Annotated in this window: 19 protein-coding genes and 1 pseudogene; 9 read left to right on the forward strand and 11 right to left on the reverse strand. The window is 69.1% G+C overall.

Annotated features, from left to right (window positions below):
- Positions 1–187 precede the first annotated feature (187 nt).
- From cobT to FVE89_RS17660, 5 genes are all read right to left on the reverse strand, one after another.
- Positions 188–2,095, reverse strand: coding sequence for a cobaltochelatase subunit CobT (gene cobT, locus FVE89_RS17640; protein ID WP_160535257.1), 1,908 nt, complete (start codon positions 2,093–2,095; stop codon positions 188–190).
- Positions 2,096–2,100: 5 nt separating this feature from the next.
- Complete coding sequence (locus tag FVE89_RS17645; protein WP_202130894.1) at positions 2,101–2,565, reverse strand: DUF29 domain-containing protein; 465 nt, start codon at positions 2,563–2,565, stop codon at positions 2,101–2,103.
- Between the two features lie 114 nt (positions 2,566–2,679).
- Entirely contained in the window at positions 2,680–3,177 is a 498-nt protein-coding gene (locus tag FVE89_RS17650) for a DUF29 domain-containing protein (protein WP_342389690.1), read from the reverse strand.
- 17 nt (positions 3,178–3,194) lie between these two features.
- Positions 3,195–4,178 (reverse strand): cobaltochelatase subunit CobS, encoded by a 984-nt coding sequence (gene cobS, locus FVE89_RS17655; protein ID WP_160535258.1) that lies wholly within the window; start codon positions 4,176–4,178, stop codon positions 3,195–3,197.
- A gap of 209 nt (positions 4,179–4,387) precedes the next feature.
- Positions 4,388–5,011: a DnaJ domain-containing protein gene (locus tag FVE89_RS17660; protein ID WP_160535259.1), complete on the reverse strand. Its 624-nt coding sequence runs from the start codon at positions 5,009–5,011 to the stop codon at positions 4,388–4,390.
- A 100-nt stretch (positions 5,012–5,111) separates the two neighbouring features.
- On the opposite strand from FVE89_RS17660, the gene FVE89_RS17665 reads away from it, so the two are divergent.
- The 4 genes from FVE89_RS17665 to FVE89_RS17680 all read left to right on the forward strand — a co-directional run bounded on the left by FVE89_RS17665 (position 5,112) and on the right by FVE89_RS17680 (position 7,106).
- Positions 5,112–5,408, forward strand: a complete 297-nt coding sequence (locus FVE89_RS17665; RefSeq protein WP_160535260.1) for a BolA family protein — start codon at positions 5,112–5,114, stop codon at positions 5,406–5,408.
- A gap of 121 nt (positions 5,409–5,529) precedes the next feature.
- Positions 5,530–5,961 carry an alternative ribosome rescue aminoacyl-tRNA hydrolase ArfB gene (gene arfB, locus FVE89_RS17670; RefSeq protein WP_160535261.1) on the forward strand — a complete coding sequence of 144 codons (432 nt, stop codon included), beginning with the start codon at positions 5,530–5,532 and terminating at the stop codon, positions 5,959–5,961.
- Positions 5,962–6,285: 324 nt separating this feature from the next.
- On the forward strand, positions 6,286–6,657 hold the full coding sequence (locus FVE89_RS17675; protein WP_160535262.1) for a MerR family transcriptional regulator: 372 nt from the start codon (positions 6,286–6,288) through the stop codon (positions 6,655–6,657).
- On the forward strand, positions 6,654–7,106 hold the full coding sequence (locus tag FVE89_RS17680) for a carboxymuconolactone decarboxylase family protein (RefSeq protein WP_160535263.1): 453 nt from the start codon (positions 6,654–6,656) through the stop codon (positions 7,104–7,106). The genes FVE89_RS17675 and FVE89_RS17680 overlap by 4 nt, the downstream gene beginning before the upstream one ends.
- Before the next feature lie 57 nt (positions 7,107–7,163).
- On the opposite strand, the gene FVE89_RS17685 is transcribed toward FVE89_RS17680, so the two are convergent.
- Both FVE89_RS17685 and FVE89_RS17690 read right to left on the reverse strand, forming a co-directional pair.
- Entirely contained in the window at positions 7,164–7,958 is a 795-nt protein-coding gene (locus FVE89_RS17685; protein WP_160535264.1) for a YoaK family protein, read from the reverse strand.
- Positions 7,959–8,025: 67 nt separating this feature from the next.
- Positions 8,026–8,973, reverse strand: a complete 948-nt coding sequence (locus tag FVE89_RS17690; RefSeq protein ID WP_160535265.1) for a methyltransferase domain-containing protein — start codon at positions 8,971–8,973, stop codon at positions 8,026–8,028.
- A 68-nt stretch (positions 8,974–9,041) separates the two neighbouring features.
- On the opposite strand from FVE89_RS17690, the gene FVE89_RS17695 reads away from it, so the two are divergent.
- The 4 genes from FVE89_RS17695 (at position 9,042) to FVE89_RS17710 (ending at position 13,337) form a co-directional block, all read left to right on the forward strand.
- Complete coding sequence (locus FVE89_RS17695) at positions 9,042–10,091, forward strand: ligase-associated DNA damage response exonuclease (RefSeq protein ID WP_160535266.1); 1,050 nt, start codon at positions 9,042–9,044, stop codon at positions 10,089–10,091.
- Positions 10,088–11,974 carry a cisplatin damage response ATP-dependent DNA ligase gene (locus FVE89_RS17700; RefSeq protein WP_160535267.1) on the forward strand — a complete coding sequence of 629 codons (1,887 nt, stop codon included), beginning with the start codon at positions 10,088–10,090 and terminating at the stop codon, positions 11,972–11,974. The genes FVE89_RS17695 and FVE89_RS17700 overlap by 4 nt, the downstream gene beginning before the upstream one ends.
- The gene (locus FVE89_RS17705) at positions 11,971–12,438 is read left to right on the forward strand and encodes a secondary thiamine-phosphate synthase enzyme YjbQ (protein WP_160535268.1); all 468 of its coding nucleotides are present in this window, start codon (positions 11,971–11,973) and stop codon (positions 12,436–12,438) included. Before FVE89_RS17700 ends, FVE89_RS17705 begins: the two co-directional genes overlap by 4 nt.
- Before the next feature lie 107 nt (positions 12,439–12,545).
- Entirely contained in the window at positions 12,546–13,337 is a 792-nt protein-coding gene (locus FVE89_RS17710) for a flagellar hook basal-body protein (protein WP_160535269.1), read from the forward strand.
- A gap of 97 nt (positions 13,338–13,434) precedes the next feature.
- Here FVE89_RS17710 and FVE89_RS17715 read toward each other — a convergent pair whose 3' ends face one another.
- The 3 genes from FVE89_RS17715 to FVE89_RS17725 all read right to left on the reverse strand — a co-directional run bounded on the left by FVE89_RS17715 (position 13,435) and on the right by FVE89_RS17725 (position 19,611).
- The gene (locus FVE89_RS17715) at positions 13,435–14,964 is read right to left on the reverse strand and encodes an efflux transporter outer membrane subunit (RefSeq protein ID WP_246730952.1); all 1,530 of its coding nucleotides are present in this window, start codon (positions 14,962–14,964) and stop codon (positions 13,435–13,437) included.
- Positions 14,965–15,119: 155 nt separating this feature from the next.
- Positions 15,120–18,269, reverse strand: a complete 3,150-nt coding sequence (locus tag FVE89_RS17720) for a CusA/CzcA family heavy metal efflux RND transporter (RefSeq protein WP_160535271.1) — start codon at positions 18,267–18,269, stop codon at positions 15,120–15,122.
- A 16-nt stretch (positions 18,270–18,285) separates the two neighbouring features.
- Positions 18,286–19,611 carry an efflux RND transporter periplasmic adaptor subunit gene (locus FVE89_RS17725; RefSeq protein WP_160535272.1) on the reverse strand — a complete coding sequence of 442 codons (1,326 nt, stop codon included), beginning with the start codon at positions 19,609–19,611 and terminating at the stop codon, positions 18,286–18,288.
- Positions 19,612–19,904: 293 nt separating this feature from the next.
- Between FVE89_RS17725 and FVE89_RS17730 the strand changes: the two genes are divergently transcribed.
- A complete protein-coding gene (locus FVE89_RS17730) occupies positions 19,905–20,918 on the forward strand; it encodes a GTP-binding protein (protein WP_160535273.1) in 1,014 nt (337 codons plus the stop codon).
- Between the two features lie 135 nt (positions 20,919–21,053).
- Here FVE89_RS17730 and FVE89_RS31230 read toward each other — a convergent pair.
- Positions 21,054–21,225 (reverse strand): annotated as a pseudogene (locus tag FVE89_RS31230) (ISAs1 family transposase); the annotation flags it as partial.

Here is a 21,225-nt window from a genome sequence, read left to right on the forward strand (position 1 = left end):
GTACCGGTAACGACTTAGAAAGAGTCGAATTATGATCTGTTTATCGTAGGGGGGTCTTCAAGGTCGCGGCTCGATCTTTGGTTGTGTTCGGCCGGGTCGAGGCCAGGGCGCCGCTCCCCCACGCCGCCGCCCCGCCGAATCGGCGCGGGAATGTGGCCGCGTCGTCACCGAAGCGGTCGCCCCGGCTTCAGCGCCGCCCGCCCGCCGCCCGCAGCATCCGCCCCGTCGGAGCCGACGCCCCGTCCTCCTCGAACAGTTCGGCGAGCTTCTCGGTCATCGCGCCGCCAAGCTCCTCGGCGTCGATGATCGTCACGGCGCGGCGATAGTAGCGCGTCACGTCGTGGCCGATGCCGATGGCCAAAAGCTCCACCGGCGAGCGGGTTTCGATCTCCTCGATCATCCAGCGCAGGTGCCGCTCCAGGTAGTTGCCGGCATTTACCGACAGGGTCGAATCGTCCACCGGCGCGCCGTCGGAGATCACCATCAGGATCTTGCGCTGCTCCGGCCGGCCGAGCAGGCGCTTATGCGCCCAGTCCAGCGCCTCGCCGTCGATGTTCTCCTTGAGCAGCCCCTCGCGCATCATCAGCCCGAGGTTCTTCCGCGCACGCCGCCAGGGGGCGTCCGCCGACTTGTAGACGATGTGGCGCAGGTCGTTCAGGCGGCCGGGATTCGGCGGCTTGCCGGCGGCGAGCCACGCCTCGCGGCTCTGGCCGCCCTTCCAGGCCCGGGTTGTGAAGCCCAGGATCTCCACCTTCACGCCGCAGCGCTCCAGCGTCCGCGCCAGGATGTCGGCGCAGGTCGCCGCCACGGTGATCGGCCGGCCGCGCATCGAGCCCGAATTGTCGAGGAGCAGCGTGACGACCGTATCGCGGAAGTTGGTGTCCTTCTCCTGCTTGAAGGAGAGGGGCTGGTAGGGGTCGATGACCACGCGGACGAGCCGGGCCGGGTCGAGCTGACCCTCCTCCAGGTCGAAATCCCAGGCCCGGTTCTGCTGCGCGAGCAGCCGCCGCTGCAGCCGGTTGGCGAGGCGCCCGACCACGCCCTGGAGATGCGAGAGCTGCTTGTCGAGATAGGAGCGCAGGCGCGACAGCTCGTCGGCGTCGCACAGCTCCTCGGCGTGGATGACCTCATCGAACCGGGGGTTGAACACCCGGTATTCGGGCCCGCGCGCCTCGTTGCCCTGCCGCTGGGGCGGGCGCGACGCCTCGGAGGCCTCCTCCGATTCGGCGTCCTCGGATTCCTCCGGCAATTCGCCCGAGGGCGCGTCGGCGGATTCCTGGGCGCCCTCCTCGATCTCGTCGGAGGCTTCTTCCGAGGTCTCGATCTCGGCGCGCTCGCCCTGACTCTTCTCCTCGGAATCGCCCTCGCTCGGGTTCTGCTCGTCGTCCTGGGCGTCGTTCTCGTCGTCATTTTCGTCGTCCTCGGCGTCGAACGGCGTCTCGTCCGACATGTCGAGCGAGGTCAGGAGCTCGCGCACCGAGCGGGCGAACTTGCGCTGGTCCTCGATCGAGCCGAGCAGGCCGTCGAGGTTCGGGCCGGCCTTGGCCTCGACATGCTCGCGCCACAGCTCCACGATCTTGGCCGCGGCCTCGGGCGGCTTCTGACCGGTCAGGCGCTCGCGCACCATCAGGGCGACGGCGTCCTCCATCGGGGCGTCGGCCCGGTCGGTGATGTTCTCGTACTTGCCGCCGCGGTGGTAGCGGTCCTCCAGCATCGCGGCAATGTTGCTGGCCACGCCCGTCATCCGGCGCGAGCCGATCGCCTCGACCCGGGCCTGCTCCACCGCATCGTAGACCGCCCGCGCCGCGCTGTTCTCGGGGGCGAGGCGGCGGTGCACCGCCACGTCGTGGCAGCCGAGGCGCAGCGCCATGGCGTCGGCATTGCCGCGCAGCACCGCCACATCCTGCGCCGAGAGCTTGCGCGGCGGCTCGGGCAGCCGGGCCTTGTCGCCGGTGAGCGCCGGCCGGTCGGTGGCGTAGGTGACCTCGACCTCGGAGCGCCGGGCAATGGCGCGCAGGCACCCGGCCACCGAGCGCTTCAGGGGCTCGGCCACGGGTTCGCGGCGCTCGCCGGGCTTGCGGTTGGAGATGGACATGCGGGCTACCGGTCGTCGTCGAACGCGAAGGGGCGGTTCAGAATCTCGTCCCAGCTGTAGGGACAATCCGCGGGCAGGGACTTGAGCGAGCGCTTCATCTCGCGGGCGGCCCGGATCCGGCCGAGACGGTAGCCCTCCGAGACAGCCTCGGCGATCCGCGATTTCAGACCGGGATTCTTGCGCAGCTGCCTGTCGATCCGCACCCGCTGCTCTGCGATCGTCAGCGACCAGCTTCGGCTGCGCCGCTCGGGCTGATGATCCCATTTGAGGGCATGGGCCAGCAGCACGTCGATCGCGCTTTCGAGCTTATCATATTGCTCCGAGCCCACGTCGCTCAGCTCCTCGGCGATGTTGTCGAGGTCGAGCGCATCCACCCGGCCGGCGCGGAGCAGTGCCACCTGCTCCTGCACCCAGGTGTAGAGGTCGTCCGCGTAGTGCGTGCGAGTGGGGACCGCCGCCGCCGTCTCCATCACATCTGCTGTCTCGGGCGGATGCACCATCGCGTCCTCCAGGCGGCCCGAATTCGGCGATTCGGGCGCGCCGCTGTGGGACGGTTCCCTCCGAAGCGTCTCGATCATGCGGATCTACCTCTTCGCCGAGTCGAGATCGAAGGGGCGCGCCCGGATGTCCTCCCAGGTATAGGGACAGACGGATGGAAACTCGTCCGGCGTCAGATGGGTCTCGTCGGCAGCCCAATCGCGGGCATCGGGGTAGGCGTCTGCCAGAGCCTCCGCGAGCCGTGCCTTGAGACTCGGGCTCTCCTTCAAAAGGCGGTCGAGCCGGCGGCGTTGCTCGCGGATCGAATAAATCCAGCTCGGCGTACGGTGCTCCGGCTGCTGATCCCACTTCAGCATGTGCATCACGAGGACGCGCAGGCAGCTGTAGAGCTTGGAGAATTCGCGCTTCGACAAATCCTCCAGCTCCTCCGCGACACGCTCGACATCGATCGCGTCGAACCGGCCGGCGCGGAGCAGGGCGACCTGCTCCTGCACCCAAGCGCAGAGATCCTCCTCGTAGCGCGTGCGGACGGCTCTGGACGAGGCGTCCACGTCCATCACATCGGTCTCGACCGGGCGCGCCACGGGCTCCTCCATACGGGTCAGCTCAGCGCGACGTTCACCGCGCTCTCGGGCAGCTCCTTGCCGAAGGCACGCTGGTAGAACTCGGCCACCAGCGTCCGCTCCAGCTCGTCGCACTTGTTGAGGAAGGTCACCCGGAAGGCGAAACCGATATCCTTGAAGATGTCGGCGTTCTCGGCCCAGGTGATCACCGTGCGCGGGCTCATGACGGTCGAGAGGTCGCCGTTCATGAAGGCGTTGCGGGTCAGGTCCGCCACGCGCACCATCCGGTTGACGATGTCGCGGCCCTGGTCGCCCTTGTAGTGCGTGGCCTTCGACAGGACGATGTCGACCTCGCGGTCGTGCGGCAGGTAGTTCAGCGTGGTGACGATCGACCAGCGGTCCATCTGGCCCTGGTTGATCTGCTGCGTGCCATGATAGAGGCCGGACGTGTCGCCCAGCCCCACCGTGTTGGCGGTGGCGAACAGCCGGAAGGCCGGGTGCGGGCGGATCACGCGCTTCTGATCGAGCAGCGTCAGCCGGCCCGAGAGCTCCAGGACGCGCTGGATCACGAACATCACGTCCGGGCGGCCGGCATCGTACTCGTCGAACACGAGGGCGACGTTGTTCTGCAGCGCCCAGGGCAGGATGCCGTCCTGAAAGGCGGTGACCTGCTTGCCGTCCTGCAGGACGATCGCGTCCTTGCCGACGAGGTCGATGCGCGAGACGTGGCTGTCGAGGTTGATGCGGATGCACGGCCAGTTCAGCCGGGCCGCGACCTGCTCGATATGGGTCGACTTGCCGGTGCCGTGATAGCCGGTGACCATCACGCGGCGGTTGCGCGCGAAGCCGGCGAGGATCGCGAGCGTCGTCTCCCGGTCGAAGATGTAGTCTGGATCGAGATCGGGAACGTGCTCCTCGGACTCGGCATAGGCCGGGACCTTGAGGTCGAGGTCGATGCCGAAGACCTCGCGGACGGAGACGGTGCGGTCGGGGAGCCGGGCGGGCGTGTCGTCAGAGCGCATTCGGAACCTCGTGAGGCGCGGACGCTCCACTCCCTAACAGTGAAGCATCCGCGCGGAAGAACGTCGAGCCGGGCCTCCGCGGCGGGGCGGAGCCATTCTTAGACGGCGCCGCGCTGCCGCGCCACCGATCCGGCCTGGACACCATATAGGGCTGCGCGGCGGGGTTTTCCCTAGTGGGAGATAGAACCGACGTGCATGCATCGTGCCGGTCAGCAGAGGCCGGCGGCCCGGAGCACATCGTGGGCGCGGATGATGTCGCGCAGCCGCTCCTCGAAGGAGCGGTCGCCGCCGTTGGCGTCGGGGTGGAAGCGCTTCACCAGCACCTTGTACTGCGCCTTGATGGCGGCCGTGTCGGCACCCTCTTCGAGCCCCATCACATCGAGGGCGCGGCGCACCGTGGCGGAATGGCGGGGCTTCTCCGGCTCGGGCTGGCGGGCGCGGCGGCGCGTGTCGCCGACGCCCTCGCCGCGCAGGATGCCGAGCGGATCGACATAGGCCCAGTCGCGGGCCGGCTCGTCCGCCGGCTTGGCCTGCCCGGTCCGGTTCACGCCCATCGCCCAGGTCGGGCGATGGCCGATGATCGCGTCCTTCTGGTAGGCCTGCACGGCGGCGTCGTTCATGCCGTCGAAGTAGTTGTAGGTCGCGTTGTAGGCGCGGACATGGTCGATGCAGAAGCGCCAGTACTGGCCCTCCGCCTTGCGGCCCTTCGGCGCCCGGTACAGGCCCGGCTGCGCGCAGCCCGGGTTCTCGCAGGCGGCCTCGGCGGCGGGCTTCGGCTCGTCGCAGGACGGTTTGATCCGGATGCTGTCGAACAGGCGCGAGTTGAGATCCATGACGGGCCGATTATGAGGGGGCGGACCTGAGACACAAGGGCGTCGGGCCTGATGACGCATGCGCGGGATCGGGCTTGACGGACGAGAGGGACGCGACGCGATGGCGGACGGAGCGAACGGGGGCGGTACGCTCCGGGATTGGATGGAGGCGCGGCTGCGGGAGCAACTCGCGCCGGTGCGGCTCGACGTGATCGACGAGTCGCACCTGCATGCCGGCCATGCCGGGGCCCGGCCGGGGGGCGAGACGCATTACCGGCTCGACATCGTCGCCTCCGCCTTCGCGGGCAAGAGCCGCGTCGAGCGGCACCGCTTGGTGAACGCGCTGATGGAGGAGGCGTTCAAGCGCGGGCTCCACGCCCTCGCCCTGCGGGCGCGCACGCCGGACGAGGCGGCCTGAACCCCAAGGGCACCGACACCGTTGTGAATGGCCGAACGGGGATCACGAGAGACGATATGGCGATCCTGGTCCCTGTTCGCATCCCCGCCCGCGCCGGTGACGACCCCGTCCGGAGGCCGCCATGTCGCTGCGGGTGACGCCGCGCATCGCCATCGCGGACGATGAGATCGAGATGTCGTTCCTGCGCGCCTCGGGGGCGGGCGGCCAGAACGTCAACAAGGTCGAGACGGCCGTGCAGCTCCGCTGGCCGGTCCTCGCGTCGGCCTCCATCGACGACCGGGTGAAGGCGAACCTCGTGCGGCTCGCCGGGCGGCGGATGACCAAGGACGGCGTCCTCGTGCTCACCGGGCAGCGGCACCGCACGCAGGAGCGCAACCGGGCGGAGATCCTGCAGCGCCTCGTCGATCTCGTGGCCGAAGCCGCCAAGCCGCCGCCGCCGATCCGCCGGCCGACGAAGCCCACGCGGGGCTCGCAGGAGCGGCGCATCGGCGCCAAGAAGAACCGCGCCACGATCAAGCAGGGGCGGGGTAACGTCCGGGATTCCGAGGGCTGACGGAGGTTTCGGCCGGCTCTGATCGGATAGCGGCAGGTATGACGACCGCAAACTGCGCCGTGGTTATCGCCGATCCTCACTCCCTGTCTGACTCACGGATCTACAGTCCTTCATCCGAGTCTGAAATCTTCGGAAAAAAGGCGCTTTCCCCTCCCCCTTGCGGGGAGGGGCTAGGGGCGGGAGTGGTGCAGAAGGCCCCGCGCCGCTCGATCCTGCACCACCCCCACCTCCAACTCCTCCCCGCAAGGGGGAGGAGAGCGCTACGCCATTGACCTGGAGCGCGCTCCAGCACGTACACAGCTCCGGCACCAACGAATCGTGCCGATGAAGATCAGCGACTTCTCCAGACGCAGCGGCCTCAGCATCGATACCCTTCGCTATTACGAGCGGATCGGCTTGCTGCCGCGCACCGCCCGCGACGGCGGCGGACGGCGCAGCTACGGGGCGGATGATCTCGCCTGGGCGTGCTTCCTCAGCAAGCTCCAGGCCATGGACATGCCGATCCGTGAGCGGCTTGCCTACAGCCGCCTGCGATCGCAGGGCGACGCCACCCTCGGCGCCCGCCGTTCCATGCTCGAAGCGCACCGGGCAGCCCTCTTCGCGCGCCAGGAGGAGCTGTGCGGCCTGATCGCGGCGCTCGACGCGAAGATCGCGCATTACCGCGATCGCGAAATCCAGAGTGGAGACAACCGATGATGGTCGATCGACGCACCGTGATGGCCGGCGCGGCGGCGCTTCCGCTGGCCGACGGATCGGGACCTCCGGGCCGATCGGCAACCCAGGATCGCTACCAGCGCGGCCTCGAGCAACTCAAAGCCGTCAGCGGACCACAGGGCGCCGCGGTGGTCGAAAGCCTGAACGACATCGCCCCTGATCTCGGCCGCTACATCGTCGAGTTCGCCTATGGCGACGTGTTCGCGCGTCCGGGCCTCGATCTGAAGACCCGGGAACTCGCCACGGTCGCGGCCCTGGCCGCGATGGGCACGGCCGCGCCGCAACTGAAGGTGCATATGCGGGCGGCCTTGCGAGTCGGGGCCTCGCGCCAGGAGATCGTCGAGACCGTGATGCAGATGATTCCCTATGCGGGCTTCCCGGCCGCGCTCAACGCCATCGGCATCGCGCGGGATGCCTTCGCTACCGAATGAGCCAGAACAGGTCGAAGGCCGGGAGCGTTAGCGTTCCGTGGCCTTCGACCGGATGCCTCAATGGATCGCGTCGATCACTGCGGCCTTCGGGCTCGCGTCCGGGGCCGGTGACGAGCCCGCCACCAGGGGGCTGCCCGGCTTGGCGATGGTCAGCGTGATCGCGATCAGCGCCAGGATCGCCGCCAGGGCCGCCGGGAACAGGAAGGCCGATTCGCCGTAGCGGAAGTCGAGCAGGCCGCCCAGCACCGCGCCGGTGCTGAGGCCGGCCCAGAGCGGCGCCTGGATCCAGAACGAGGGCGCCACCGTCCCGAGCAGGAGGTTGGCGCAGCCGGTGCCGAAGCGCACCACCGCGCCGGTGACGTAGGTCAGCGCGATGGAGCGGCCGCCCTCGTCCTGCAGCGTCGCGTTCTGGAGCCCCAGCGCCAGCACGATCGGATAGGCGTGGAGCGGATACGCGAAGGTGCCCCACGGCATCAGCAATCCGCCGGCCAGCAGCAGCGCCTGGAGGGTCAGCAGCACGGCGAGCCGCCAGCGCCCGACCCAGGCGGCGATCAGTGTGCCCAGGAAGGCGCCGAAGCAGAAGATGCAGATCGTGCTGGCAACCCGGGTGACGTTCTCCCAATCGGCATTGGCCACCGCCACGCCGAAGCGCGTGGTGTTGCCCGACATGAACGACATGAACAGCTGCGAGAATTCCAGGAAGCCGATGGAATCCGCACAGCCCGCCAGCAGGGCCAGCGCGACGGCGAAGGGGATACGGGTCCGCGGATCGGCCGGAAAGGACCTGTCGGCCGGCGGGTTGGGCTTGCGCTCCGGCACGCCGATCCCCGTCCGGTTGCCATAATCCGCCATGCTGTTCCCCCGATCAGCGGCCGCGCCTGTCGCGACCGACTGACAATGGACGAATAGCGAGACCGTTTCATGCCGCAGTGCGGCGTAACACAACGACGCGGCCCGGCACCGGCAGGCCGGCTTCCCGTCGGACATCGGCCGAACGCAGGGTGAGGGTCTCGAGGCCGGCTGCGGCAGAGGCCGCCACGATATGGTCGTCCGCGTGGGCGTAGCGCCCGTCGGCGCCCAGGACGGCGCCGGACCCGTCATGGGACTGCACCGTGAAGGCGGCGAACCCACCCGGCCGCAGGGCGCGGCTGATCCCCGCCAGGACGGGGCCGAGATCCGCCAGGTAGATCAGCACGTCGGCGGCGAGGCAGAGGCCGGCGGAGCTTTCCGCCTCCCCGGCCAGGAACGCACCGAGTTCGCCCTCGACAAGGCGGTCGTAGAGCGGCCGGCCCTGCCACGTCTTGGCGCGCGCCAGGGCCAGCATGCCCGGCGAGAGGTCGACACCCGTCAGGTGATCGACCCGCTCGCGGATCGCCGCCCCCATCAGGCCGGTGCCGCAGCCGAGATCGAGGGCCGTGCCGAAGCGCGCGGGCACATCGGTGAGGGCGTCGCGGACCAGGTCCGGGCCGATATAGCCGAGGCCTCCGACCAGATGGCGCTCGAAGCGCGGTGCGTAGCCGTCGAACAGGGCCTTCACGTAGGCCGGCGAGAGGGCCGGCAGGCCGTCGCCCGCGCCGAGGCGGACGAGCTGGGCGCGGACGCCGAGCGTGTCGTCCGGGTCGATGTCGAGGGCGCAGGCATAGGCCCGGGCCGCCGCGTCCCACAGCGCCGGGTCGCCGCGCGAGCCTGCCAGCCCCTCCCGCGCCCGGCCGAGCAGCAGCCAGGCCGGGGCGTAGCGCGGGGCGATCTCCAGAACCTGCTCGGCGAGATCCGCGGCGGCCGCGTGGTCGCCCTCGTCCAGGCAGGCTTCCGCGTAACGATAGCGGCGGTCGGCGAGGAGGTCGCCGGAACTGTGCTGCGAGGCCATGCGTCTGCCGGTTCGGGGGCGCCTATATACCGGGGCCACCGGCGGACTCCACCGGCAGCACGGACCCGATGCCGATACGCGCGAGCGATCTCCTCACCCTGACCCGCGAGGGTCTCTACTGCCCCCTCGGGCGCTTCCACGTCGATCCGACCTGGCCGGTGGAGCGCGCGCTGATCACCCACGGCCATGCCGACCATGCCCGCTCGGGCCATCGCCACGTGCTGGCGACGCCCGAGACCCTGCGGATCATGGCGGTGCGCTACGGCGCGGACTTCTGCGCGCATCGGCAGGAGGCGCGTCTGGGCGAAGACATCCGCGTCGGCGACGTCACCGTGCGCTTCGCCCCCGCGGGCCACGTCCTCGGCTCGGCCCAGATCGCCATCGAGCGCGAGGGCGCCCGGGTGGTGGTTTCGGGCGACTACAAGCGGGCGCCGGACCCGACCTGCCTGCCGTTCGAGGTGGTGCCCTGCGACGTGTTCATCACCGAGGCGACCTTCGGCCTGCCGGTCTTCACCCATCCCGACACGCGCGGCGAGGTGCGCAAGCTCCTCGACTCGGTGAGGCTCTTCCCGGAGCGCGCCCACATCGTCGGCGCCTACGCGCTCGGCAAGGCGCAGCGGGTGATGGCGCTGCTGCGCGAGGAGGGCTGGGACCGGCCGATTCATCTGCACGGCGCGATGGAGAAGCTCACCGCCCTCTACAAGGCGGAGGGCATACCGCTCGGCGACACGCCGAAGGTGGTGGCGGCCGAGCGCAAGGATCTGCACGGGGCGATCGTGATCTGCCCGCCCTCCTCGATCCAGGATCTGTGGTCGCGCAAATTCCCCGACCCGGTGACCTGCTTCGCCTCCGGCTGGATGCGGGTGCGCGCCCGTGCCCGCCAGAAGGGCGTGGAACTGCCGATGGTGATCTCCGACCATTCCGACTGGCCGGACCTGTGCCGCACCATCCGCGACACCGGCGCCGGGGAGGTCTGGGTGACCCACGGGCAGGAGGACGCGCTGGTCCATTGGTGCGGGACGCAGGGCATCCGGGCGAAGCCGCTGCATCTTTTAGGATATGGCGACGATGGCGAGGCCGAGCCGGCTTCGACCGAGGCTTCGGAGGCGGCCGCGTGAACGACTTCGCCCACCTCCTCGACCGCCTCGCCTACGAGCCGCGCCGCAACGCCAAGCTGCGGATGCTGCAGGATTACTTCGCGCGCACGCCCGATCCGGAGCGCGGCTACGCGCTCGGCGCGATGACCGGCACGCTGAGTTTTCGGGAAGCCAAGCCGGCTCTGATCCGGGGGCTGGTGGAGGAGCGGATCGACCCGGTGCTGTTCCGGCTCTCGCACAATTACGTGGGCGACCTCGCCGAGACGACGGCGCTGATCTGGCCAACCTCGCCCTTCCCTCCCCCCTCTGCGGGGGAGGGTACCCTGCGCAGCAGGGGGGGAGAGGGGAGCGACGGTGCAGAACAGAACATGGGCCTTCATGAAGGCCGCGCCTCGTCCGGAAGCGGGGTTCCCCTCTCCCGACCCGGCCTGACGGCCGGGCCACCCTCCCCCGCAGAGGGGGGAGGAGATCCGCCCGCCGGCCTCGGCCACAACAACCCCCCGCCGCATGTCCCGACCCTGGCCGAAGTCGTGGAGACCCTCGCGACCATCCCCAAGCGCGAACTGCCCCGCCACCTCGCCGGCTGGCTCGACGCCCTCGACGAGACCGGACGCTGGGCGCTGCTGAAGCTCGTCACCGGCAATCTCCGGGTCGGCGTCTCGGCGCGGCTCGCCAAGAATGCGGTCGGCGCGCTGGGCGGCCACGATGCGGACGCCGTCGAGGAAGTCTGGCACGGGCTGACGCCGCCCTTCGAGACCCTGTTCGCCTGGGTCGAGGGCCGGGCCGAGCGGCCGGAGACCCTGAACCCGGCCCCGTTCCGGCCGCCCATGCTGTCCCACCCGATCGAGGAGGAGGCCGACCTGGAGAAGCTGGAGCCGGAGGCGTTCTCGGCCGAGTGGAAATGGGACGGCATCCGCGTCCAGCTCGTCGGCGGCCGCGACCGGGCGGGAGCGCAGGTCGGAAAAATCTATTCCCGCACCGGCGAGGACATCACCGGGGCCTTCCCCGATCTCGCCGAGGCCATCACGTTTACCGGCACGCTCGACGGTGAGTTGCTGATCCTGCGCGAGCGCCGGGTGCAGAGCTTCAACGTGCTGCAGCAGCGCCTGAACCGGAAGGCGGTGACGGCCAAGCTCCTCGAAGACTTCCCCGCCCATGTGCGCGCCTACGACCTCCTGACCCTCGACGGCGACGACCTGCGGGCCGACCCATTCGTCGAGCGTCGGGAGAAGCTGGAAGCCCTGGTCACCCGCCTCGACCATGCGCGCATCGACATCTCGCCCCTGGTGCCGTTTGCCGACTGGGAGGCGCTCGCCGCCGCGCGGGCCGATCCGGCCTCGGTGGGGGCGGGCGACGATGCCGAGGCGATCGAGGGCATCATGCTCAAGCGCCGCAACAGCCCCTACCTGCCGGGCCGGCCGAAGGGCCCGTGGTGGAAGTGGAAGCGCGAGCCCCACATCGTCGATGCCGTGATGATGTACGCCCAGCGTGGGCACGGGAAGCGCTCGTCCTTCTACTCGGACTACACGTTCGGGGTCTGGCGGGAGGCGCCCGAGGGCGGCGACGAGCTGGTGCCGGTCGGCAAGGCCTATCACGGCTTCACCGATGCCGAGCTCGCCAAGCTCGACCGTTACGTCCGCAACAACACCACCAAGCGGTTCGGACCGGTGCGCGAGGTCGCCCACGGGCGCGAGGCCGGGCTCGTGCTGGAGATCGCCTTCGAGGGCGTGCAACGCTCGACCCGGCACAAGTCGGGGGTCGCGATGCGTTTCCCCCGGGTCAGCCGGATCCGCTGGGACAAGCCGCCCGCGGAGGCCGACCGGATCGACGTGCTGGAACGCATCCTCGCCCGGGGCGAGCGCGAGGTGGAGCCGGGCGCAACCATGCTGGAGAAGGCGGGATGAGGCAGGGCAAAATCGGTCCGGTGGAAATGCTGGCCGCCGGCGCGGTGCAGCGCCATGCCAGCGGGCGGCTCACCATCGCGACTTCGGGGCAGGGCTTTACGGACTTTACCGACGCGGTATCGGCGTTCGTCCGCGATAGCGGTCTCCGGAACGGGCTGGTGACGGTGTTCTGCCGGCACACCTCGGCCTCGCTCACCATCCAGGAGAACGCCGACCCCGACGTTCAGACCGACCTGATGACCGCCCTCGACGGCCTAGCGCCGCGCCATGCCGGCTACGTCCACGGGGCCGAGGGGCCGGACGATATGCCGGCCCATATCCGCACGCTGGTGACCGATTCGGCCCTGAGCATCCCCCTGGTCGACGGCCGTCTGGCGCTCGGCACGTGGCAGGGGCTCTACCTGATCGAGCATCGCGACCGGCCGCACCGGCGCGAGATCGTGCTGAGCGTGATCGGGGCGTGATCGGGCTCCCGTTCGGCAACAGCCGGCAACACACCGCCGGTTAACCATAGTCCCGTTACGGTTTCCCGTCGGACGGTTCGCCGCCGCTCCGACATACGGAGACCCCGATGAGCCTCTACGCCGCGCTCGCGAACTCGATTTCCGGCGCCTCGGCCCAGTCGCTGGCGCTCAACAACATCTCGGGCAACATCGCCAACACGCAGACGGCGGGGTTCAAGACCACCGAGACGCGCTTCGCCGACATGCTGGCGCAGACCGAGGCCGGGACGCAGCCGGCGGGCGGCGTGGCGAGCAACACGCGCGACACGCTCGGCATCCAGGGCAAGCTGCAATCCACCGGGGTCTCGACCAACCTCGGCATCTCCGGCAACGGCTATTTCATCGTCCGCGCCAATACCGGCACCGACCAGAGCCCGACCTTCACCGGCCAGACCGCCTACACGCGGCGCGGCGATTTCGCCCCGGATGCCAACGGCTACCTCGTCAACGGCGCCGGCTACTACCTGTTCGCCGGCCCCTCGGCGACGGCGCCGGTCACGGTGCCGACCGGCGCCAACACCCTGGCGGACCTGTCGGTCTCGTCCGCCGGCGCCCTCACCGGCACCGCCGCGGATGGCAGCACCGTGCCCCTCGGCACCCTGACGCTGGCGCAGTTCGGCACGCAGGAGAACCTGACCTCCCTCGACGGCGGCACCTACGTGGCCAATGGCCAGTCCGAGACGCCGAGCTATGGCCTCAACGGCGCGACCCTGACGGCCGGTTCTGTGGAGCAGTCGAATGCCAGCATCTCGGACCAGTTCTCGAAAATGATCGAGACGCAGCAGGCCTATACGGCCAACACCAAGGTCATGAGCACCGCCGACCAGATGCTGCAGGACGCCATCGCGATGTACGCGTGAGCGCCGGTTTGACAGGGAGTCCAGGTTTCCAAAGGGCTTCGTCCCGACCTTTCGAAACCACGACAGGAGCCATCCGCACGACGCGGAGACGATCGCGTCACAGGATCTTGAGCGGATCCTTCTCGGGCGGGGGCGGCGCCACGTCGGCGCGGTTCCACCAGCCGCCGCCGAGGGCCACGAACAGGGCCGCCGTGTCGGCGTATTGCGTCGCCCGCGCGCCCGCCGAGGTCACCAGCGCCGAGAGATAGCCCTGCTGGGCGATCAGCACCTGCGAGGAGGTGACGGCGCCCGCGGTGTACTGCTTGCGGATCAGCCCGAGGCTCTGGTTCGTGGCGCTCACCGCGGCATCGGCGGCCGCCACCGCCTTGGCGTCGGCCTGGAGCGCCCGCAGGGCGTCGGCGACGTTCTGGAAGGCGGTGATCACCGTCGCCTTGTACTGCGCCTGCGTCTCGGTCAGCGATTCCTCGGCCGCCCGCTGGCGCCGGAACAGGGTGCCGGCGTCGAAGATCGGCGCGGTGACCTGCCCGGTGATCGTGAAGAAGGCCGCACTCGGGTTGGTCACCTGCGAGATCCGCGTGGAACTCGACCCGCCGGTCGCCGTCAGATTGAATTGCGGCAGGCGGTTGGCCACGGCGACGCCGACATTGGCGCTCGCCTGCTGCACCAGGGCCTCGGCGGCCTTCACGTCGGGGCGCTGCTGCACCAGCCGCGAGGGCAGGCTCACCGGCAGCTTGGTCGGAAGCCGCAGGGCCGAGAGCTCGAAGGTCTCGCTGATCTCGTCGGAGGGCAGGCGCCCGGCGAGCGCGGTCAGCAGGTTGCGCTGCTGGGCGAGCGCCTTCTCCAGCGGCGGCAGGAGCTGCTGCGACAGGGCGAGTGCCGCCTGCTGCTGCACCACGTCGGCGCCGGCGATCTGACCGAGCGAGAGCTGCTTGTTGTAGAGCTGCAGGATCTCGGTCTGCGCCTGGATGACCTTGCGGGTCGCCTCGATCTGCGCCCGCAGGGACGCCTCCTGGATGGCGGCCGCCACGACGTTGCCGGTGAGGCTCAGATAGGCCGCCTCCAGCTGGAAGCGCTGGTTCTCGGTGGTGGCCTCCAGGGATTCGATCTGGCGCCGGTTCCCGCCGAACACGTCGGGATTGTAGGCGACCACCGCCTGCGGGGTGGTCAGGCTGTAGAGGAACTGATTCGTGTCGTTGAGCGGCGATTGCAGATCGAGGCCAGGCGCGAGGAGGCCCTGGGCCTGCGGGTTCGCGGTCAGGCTCGGGTAGAGCGTGCCTTTCTGGGCGAGCACGTTCTGCTGCGCGACCCGGAGCGCGGCCTGCGCGGCTTCGAGGTTCGGGTTGTTGGCGAGCGCCTGCTCGACGAGGCGGTTCAGCGCCTTCGAGTGGAACAGCGTCCACCACTGGCCGGGGATATCGGCGCCGGAGACGAAGCTCTGGTCGGCCGAGCCGCCCTGCCGGGTGCGGATCGTGTCGGCGGCCGACGGGTTCTTCAGCGGCTCCTTGGTGTAGCGGCTGACCGGCGGGTCCTCGGGCGGGACGTAGTTCGGGCCGACCGCACAGGCCGACAGGGACAGGGATGCGGCCAGCACGGCCGCCATCCGTCCGCACCGTTTCGGCGCATCCATCACCATTCCGCCCCCGGAAGTCCCGATACGGTAGAGCGGCGCGCAGAGTATCCAAGTCAATGCAGCCGCCCCCAGATGGCACGCGCGGATGGCCCGTTGTGGCGTGCCTGCAACGAGCCGTCCGCCGGCCCGCACATGCGTCGTCCCCGAAAAGCTCACGCGGCGGCCCGATGCTCGGTCCGCGCCCGGGCCTCCGGGTTCGGCTTGCGCCGGGAGAACAGGGAGATCAGCACCGGCACGACCACGAGGATCAGGTTCGGCGCCAGGATGATGCCGCCGACCACCACCAGCGCCAGGGGCTTCTGCACCTGCGAGCCGATGCCGGTGGAGACCGCCGCCGGCAGCAGGCCGACGCAGGCGGCGACGCAGGTCATCATCACCGGGCGCATGCGCACCACGGCGGCGTGCCAGACCGCCTCCTGCTTCTTCCAGCCCTCGTCGAGGAGCTGGTTGTAGTAGGCGAGCAGGATCACGCCCTCCATGGTCGAGATGCCGAACAGGGCGATGAAGCCGATCGCCGCCGAGATCGAGAACGGCGTGCCGGTCAGCGACAGGGCGAAGATGCCGCCGATCATCGCCATCGGGATCACCGACAGGGTCAGCAGCATGTCGGCCAGCGAGGAGAAGTTGATGTAGAGGAGCAGCGCGATCAGCAGCAGGGTGACGGGCACCACGAGGCTCAGCCGGGTCGCCGCCTCCTGCAGGTTGGTGAACTGCCCGACCCATTCCAGCCGGTAGCCGGGCGGCAGGTCCACCGCCTCGGCGACCTTGCGCTGCGCCTCGATCACCGCGCTCCCGAGATCGCGCCCGCGCACCGAGAACTTCACCGGGATGTAGCGCTCCTGGTCCTCACGGTAGATGAACGAGGCGCCCGAGACGAGGTCCACGTCGGCGATCTCGGAGAGCGGCACCTGGATCACGCCGCCGTTGGGGTTCTGGGCGCCGACCGCGATGTTGCGGATGCCGGCGAGCGACGAGCGGTACTCCTTGGCGAGGCGCACCCGCATCGGGAAGTGGCGATCCGAGCCGTATTCGTAGAGGTCGCCCGCGGTCTGGCCGCCGATCGCCGCCTGGATCGTGGTGTTCACGTCGCCGATCGAGAGGCCGTAGCGGGCCGCCTTGTGGCGGTCGACATCGATCCGCACCGTCGGCTGGCCCAGCGACTCGAACACCGACAGGTCGGTGATGCCCTGGACCGAGGCCAGGGCCGCCTTCACGGCGTTGGCGGTCTTGGTCAGCTGCACGAGGTCGTTGCCGTAGATCTTGACCGAGTTCTCGCCCTTCACGCCCGAGGCCGCCTCCTGGACGTTGTCCTCGATATACTGGGAGAAGTTGAACTCGATGCCGGGGAACTCGTCCTCCAGCTGCTTGTTCAGGTTTGCGATCAGCGTCTCCTTGTCGAGGCCCTTGCGCCACTGGTCGATGGGCTTCAACGGCGCCAGGATCTCGACGTTGAAGAAGCCGGTGGCGTCGGTGCCGTCGTTCGGCCGGCCCTGGTGCGACAGGACGGTCGTGACCTCCGGGACTTCCTGGAAGATCTTGCGCATCCGCTGGACGTAGGCGTTGCCCGCCTCCAGCGAGATCGAGGCCGGCATGGTGCCGCGCACATAGAGGTTGCCCTCCTCGAGCCGCGGCAGGAATTCGAGGCCGAGGTTGCGCGCCGCGAGCCCCGAGACGAGCAGCACCGCCAGCATCACGCCGAGCGCCAGCACCCGGTTGTGCAGGCCGAACCGCAGAGCCGCCTCGTGGCCGACGCGCAGCACCCGCACGATCAGGGTATCGCGCTCCTCCAGGTTCTTGGGCAGCATCAGCGCCGAGAGCGCGGGCGAGACCGTGAAGGTGGCGAGCAGGCCGCCGACCAGCGCGTACGCGTAGGTCTTGGCCATCGGGCCGAAGATGTGGCCCTCGACGCCCGTCATCGTGAACAGCGGCAGGAAGCCGACGATGATGATGGTGGCCGAGAAGAAGATCGCCCGGTTCACCTCCCGGCCGGCGATCGCGATCGTGCCGAGCCGCCCCGTGAGCCCCGCGGGCGGGGCCTCCCCATGCGTGTGCTCGGGCTCGGCGATGTGGCGGAAGACGTTCTCGACCATGATGACGGTCGCGTCGACGATGAGGCCGAAATCGATCGCGCCGAGCGACAGCAGGTTCGCGGAATCGCCGCGCACCACCAGGATCAGGATCGCGAAGCCCAGCGCGAAGGGGATCGTGGCCGCCACGATGATCGCGCTGGTGAGCGAGCCCAGGAACAGCCATTGCACCACGAAGACCAGCACCACGCCGAAGACGAGGTTGTGCATCACCGTGTGGGTGGTGGTGTGGATCAGGCCGGAGCGATCGTAGATCCGCTCGATCTTCACGTCGGGCGGCAGGATCGTGGAGCTGTTGATCTTGTCGATCTCGGCCTCGACCCGCTCCAGGGTCGGCAGGCTCTTGCCGCCGCGGGTCATGAGCACGATGCCCTCGACCACGTCGGGCTGGTCGTCGTGGCCGACGATGCCGAGCCGCGGCGCGTTCGACACGCGCACCTCCGCCACGTCCCGCACCAGCACCGGCGTGCCGTTGACGAGGCTGATCATGGTGTCGTTGATGTCGTCCATGTCGCGGATCAGGCCGATGCCGCGCACCACCGCCGATTGCTGGCCGACGTTCAGCGTCTGGCCGCCGACATTGATCGAGGCGTTGTTCAGCGCCGTGGTCAACTGCACGAGCGTCAGGCCCTGCGCCTGGAGACGGTTCAGATCGACCGCGATCTCGTATTCCTTGGCCTTGCCGCCGAAGGCCGTCACGTCGACCACCCCGGGGATCGCCTTGAACCGGCGCTGCAGCACCCAATCCTGCAGGGTCTTCATGTCCATCGGCGAGTAGCCCGCCGGGCCGACGAGCTTGTAGCGCATGATCTCGCCCACCGGGCTCGTCGGCGAGATCTGCGGCGTGGCGCCGTTCGGCAGGGGCGGGGCCTGCGACAGGCGGTTGAGCACCCGCTGCAGCGCTTCCTCGTACGTGTATTCGTAGTTGAACTGGACCTTCACGTCGGACAGGCCGAACAGCGAGATGGTCCGCACCACCTGGGCGTTCGGGATGCCGGCCAGCGCCACCTCCAGGGGGATGGTGATGTAGCGCTCGATCTCGTCGGCGGATTGCCCCGGATTCTGGGTGATCACGTCGACCAGCGGCGGCACCGGGTCGGGATAGGCCTCGATGTTGAGCTGCGTGTAGGCGCCGTAGCCGATGCCCAGCATCACCACGAACAGCAAGACCACCAGCACGCGCTGGCGCAGCGAGAAGGCGATCAGCGCGTTCATCGGACCCGATCCTCGCTCAGGACGCCTTGTCGCCGCTGGCCGCCCGGTCGATGAACAGGGCGCCGCGGGTCACGACCTGCTCGCCCGCCCGCAAGCCATCGACCACCTGGGCATTGTCGCCGTTGATCAGCCCGAGCTTGATGTCGCGCGCCTCGACCGCCCCGTCGGGCCGCGCCACCCAGACATGTGTCCGGTCGCCCTCGTAGACGATCGCGGCCACCGGCACGCTCGGGCTCGGCTCGCCCTTGCCGGTGATGATCGTGAAGGTGGCGAACATCTCCGGGCGCAGCACCCGGTCGGGGTTGTCGACCTCGCTGCGCACGGCGAGCCGGCGCGTCGCCGGGTCGAGGCTGGAGGCCATGTAGTTCACCCGCGCCTTGAACACCCGCGTGCCGAAGCCCGCGACCTTCGCCTCGACCTCCTGGCCGATCCGGATCTTCGGGATCTCGCTCTCGCGCACGTTGGCCACGAGCCAGACCGTCGACAGGTCGCCGATCACGAAGACCGGGTCGCTGGAGGCCGAGAGATACTGCCCGATGCCGACCTTGCGCTGGACGATGGTGCCGGCGATCGGCGCCCGGATCTGCGTCTCGGGGCTCAGCGTGCCCTTCTTCTCGTAGGCGGCGATCTCCGCGTCGGACTTGCCGAGCAGGCGCAGGCGGTTCTTCACCGCATCCAGCGCCGCCTCGGCGGTCTTCAGGTCGCTCTGCGCGGCGATCACGTCGTTCTGGGCCGACTGGTAATCCTTCAGCGCCGTCGCGTGGGCCTGGAACAGCTCCTGCTGGCGCTGGGCGATGGTCTGGTCGAGCTTGAGCAGCGCCTGCTGCTTCTGGAGATTGTTCAGCGCCGCCTGATAGTCGTTCTGCGCCTGGACCATGTCGGTGGCCTCCAGCGTCAGCAGCACGTCGCCGGCCTTCACGTCGTCGCCCGCCCGGACCAGCACCTTGGTCACCCGGCCCGCATAGGGGGAGACCACCGGCACGTTGTCGTCGTCGTTGAGGGCGATGCGCCCCTCGGCGGCGCCCTCCGGGCGGAACACCTGCATGGCCACCGGCAGGATCTCGAAGGCCGCGCGCTGCTCCTTGGAGGGCCGGAACACCCGCTCGACCGCACCGGCCTTCACCGCGTCGATGCCCGGATCGGGATTGCCCGCGCCGCCGAACAGGCCGGTCACCGCGGCGACGAGGTGCGAACCCGTCTCGCGGGCGCGATCCGGGAACGCCAAGGCGAGGCTGCCCAGCGCCGCCAGGAGCACGATGACGACGAGCGGACCCGACAACCGCCGCCTGCGCGGTGGCGCCAGGGTCGTCTCGTCCTGTTCCAGCGGGTTTCGGGCGTCCATGGGCGTGTTCTTCTACGTCCGGACGAAGAGGCCGGGCTGACTGAGACGGGTACGATTCGCGCGGAACGCCGCCCGTATCAATGCGATCGCTGGTGCTTTTCTATGGCGGGCCGTGCGGGTGTTCCGCAGCGGCTTCCTGTGCCTAGAGCAAAGCTTGTCCGACGCGCAATCGATTGGCGGCCCTGGTCGCGAAACCGTGTCACTCCGTCTTCCTTTGCGGGGATTTGTTACAATATGACAACGGTCGTGGGCCCAGCCTTGCCCAATCCTCCGTCACACCCCGAAGATTCGCCATGACCGACACGAGCCCTGCTCCCGCCCAAACCGGCGTCCAAGCTGGATCGACCTCCGGCAAGATCCCGGTCACCGTGCTCACCGGCTATCTCGGCGCGGGCAAGACCACGCTGCTCAACCGCATCCTCACCGAGAATCACGGCAAGCGCTACGCCGTGATCGTCAACGAGTTCGGCGAGATCGGCATCGACAACGACCTCGTGGTCGGCGCCGACGAGGAAGTGTTCGAAATGAACAACGGCTGCGTCTGCTGCACGGTCCGCGGCGACCTGATCCGGATCATGGACGGTCTGGTGAAGCGCCGGGGCAAGTTCGACGCGATCATCGTGGAGACCACGGGCCTCGCCGACCCGGCGCCGGTGGCCCAGACCTTCTTCGTCGATCAGGACGTGGGCGAGGCCGCCCGGCTCGACGCCGTGGTGACGGTGGCGGACGCCAAGTGGCTCACCGACCGTCTGAAGGACGCCCCCGAGGCGAGGAACCAGATCGCCTTCGCGGACGTGATCCTGCTGAACAAGAGCGACCTCGTGGCGCCCGCCGAGCTCGACCGGGTCGAGGCCGAGATCCGCGCGATCAACCCGCTGGCCAAGCTGCACCGGACGCAGAACTGCGCCGTCCCCCTCGACGCCGTGCTGGAGCGCAACGCCTTCGACCTCGACCGCATCCTCGAAGTGGAGCCCGACTTCCTGGAGGAGGGGCACCACCATCACCACGATTCCGACATCCGCTCGGTCTCGGCGAAGATCGAGGGCGAGGTCGATCCGGAAAAATTCATGCCCTGGATCTCGAACCTGACGCAGGTCCAGGGGCCCGACATCCTGCGCTGCAAGGGCATCGTGGCCTTCCCGAACGAGCCGAAGCGCTTCGTCTTCCAGGGTGTCCACATGATCCTCGACGGGGACGTGCAGGGGGATTGGGGGAAGGACGAGAAGCGGGTCTCCCGTGTGGTGTTCATCGGCCGGAATCTGGATGAGGCGGCGATCCGGGCGGGGTTCGAGGCCTGCCGGGCGTGAGGCCGTCAGGCGCCGCGGCGGTTCCTGCCCCGCGGCGCCTGCAGATTCGGGCAAGTCCGAGATCTCTGTCCGGTGACTGGTTTTGCAATCCGGCGCCCCCTCGCGCCCTCCCTCCCCCCCCTCTGCGGGGGAGGGCTATTGCTCATGAGCAAAGGCATTGAAGAGGAAGTCTTTGCTCCAAGAAGCCTGCTTTATTTTCTTGCGGATCGGCAGGTCGGAGGGATGTGCTTCCCAGATGTTGCGGGCCAGCCGCCGCAGCAAAGCGAGGTTGTCCGGAGCGTTGTTCTTGCGCGATCGGGCGTCGTCC

The organism is Methylobacterium sp. 2A (assembly GCF_009806555.1).
Classification (GTDB): Bacteria; Pseudomonadota; Alphaproteobacteria; order Rhizobiales; family Beijerinckiaceae; genus Methylobacterium.

Bases quoted from the DNA above. Each gene is read 5' to 3' on its own strand.
- FVE89_RS17710 (WP_160535269.1), top strand. From the start codon at position 12,546: ATGAGCCTCTACGCCGCGCTCGCGAACTCGATTTCCGGCGCCTCGGCC.
- FVE89_RS17725 (WP_160535272.1), bottom strand. From the start codon at position 19,611: ATGGACGCCCGAAACCCGCTGGAACAGGACGAGACGACCCTGGCGCCA.
- FVE89_RS17730 (WP_160535273.1), top strand. From the start codon at position 19,905: ATGACCGACACGAGCCCTGCTCCCGCCCAAACCGGCGTCCAAGCTGGA.
- FVE89_RS17695 (WP_160535266.1), top strand. From the start codon at position 9,042: ATGCCGATACGCGCGAGCGATCTCCTCACCCTGACCCGCGAGGGTCTC.
- FVE89_RS17675 (WP_160535262.1), top strand. From the start codon at position 6,286: ATGAAGATCAGCGACTTCTCCAGACGCAGCGGCCTCAGCATCGATACC.
- FVE89_RS17715 (WP_246730952.1), bottom strand. From the start codon at position 14,964: ATGGATGCGCCGAAACGGTGCGGACGGATGGCGGCCGTGCTGGCCGCA.
- arfB (WP_160535261.1), top strand. From the start codon at position 5,530: ATGTCGCTGCGGGTGACGCCGCGCATCGCCATCGCGGACGATGAGATC.
- FVE89_RS17720 (WP_160535271.1), bottom strand. From the start codon at position 18,269: ATGAACGCGCTGATCGCCTTCTCGCTGCGCCAGCGCGTGCTGGTGGTC.
- FVE89_RS17685 (WP_160535264.1), bottom strand. From the start codon at position 7,958: ATGGCGGATTATGGCAACCGGACGGGGATCGGCGTGCCGGAGCGCAAG.
- FVE89_RS17660 (WP_160535259.1), bottom strand. From the start codon at position 5,011: ATGGATCTCAACTCGCGCCTGTTCGACAGCATCCGGATCAAACCGTCC.
- FVE89_RS17680 (WP_160535263.1), top strand. From the start codon at position 6,654: ATGATGGTCGATCGACGCACCGTGATGGCCGGCGCGGCGGCGCTTCCG.
- FVE89_RS17690 (WP_160535265.1), bottom strand. From the start codon at position 8,973: ATGGCCTCGCAGCACAGTTCCGGCGACCTCCTCGCCGACCGCCGCTAT.
- cobT (WP_160535257.1), bottom strand. From the start codon at position 2,095: ATGTCCATCTCCAACCGCAAGCCCGGCGAGCGCCGCGAACCCGTGGCC.
- FVE89_RS17665 (WP_160535260.1), top strand. From the start codon at position 5,112: ATGGCGGACGGAGCGAACGGGGGCGGTACGCTCCGGGATTGGATGGAG.
- FVE89_RS17645 (WP_202130894.1), bottom strand. From the start codon at position 2,565: ATGGAGACGGCGGCGGCGGTCCCCACTCGCACGCACTACGCGGACGAC.
- FVE89_RS17705 (WP_160535268.1), top strand. From the start codon at position 11,971: ATGAGGCAGGGCAAAATCGGTCCGGTGGAAATGCTGGCCGCCGGCGCG.
- cobS (WP_160535258.1), bottom strand. From the start codon at position 4,178: ATGCGCTCTGACGACACGCCCGCCCGGCTCCCCGACCGCACCGTCTCC.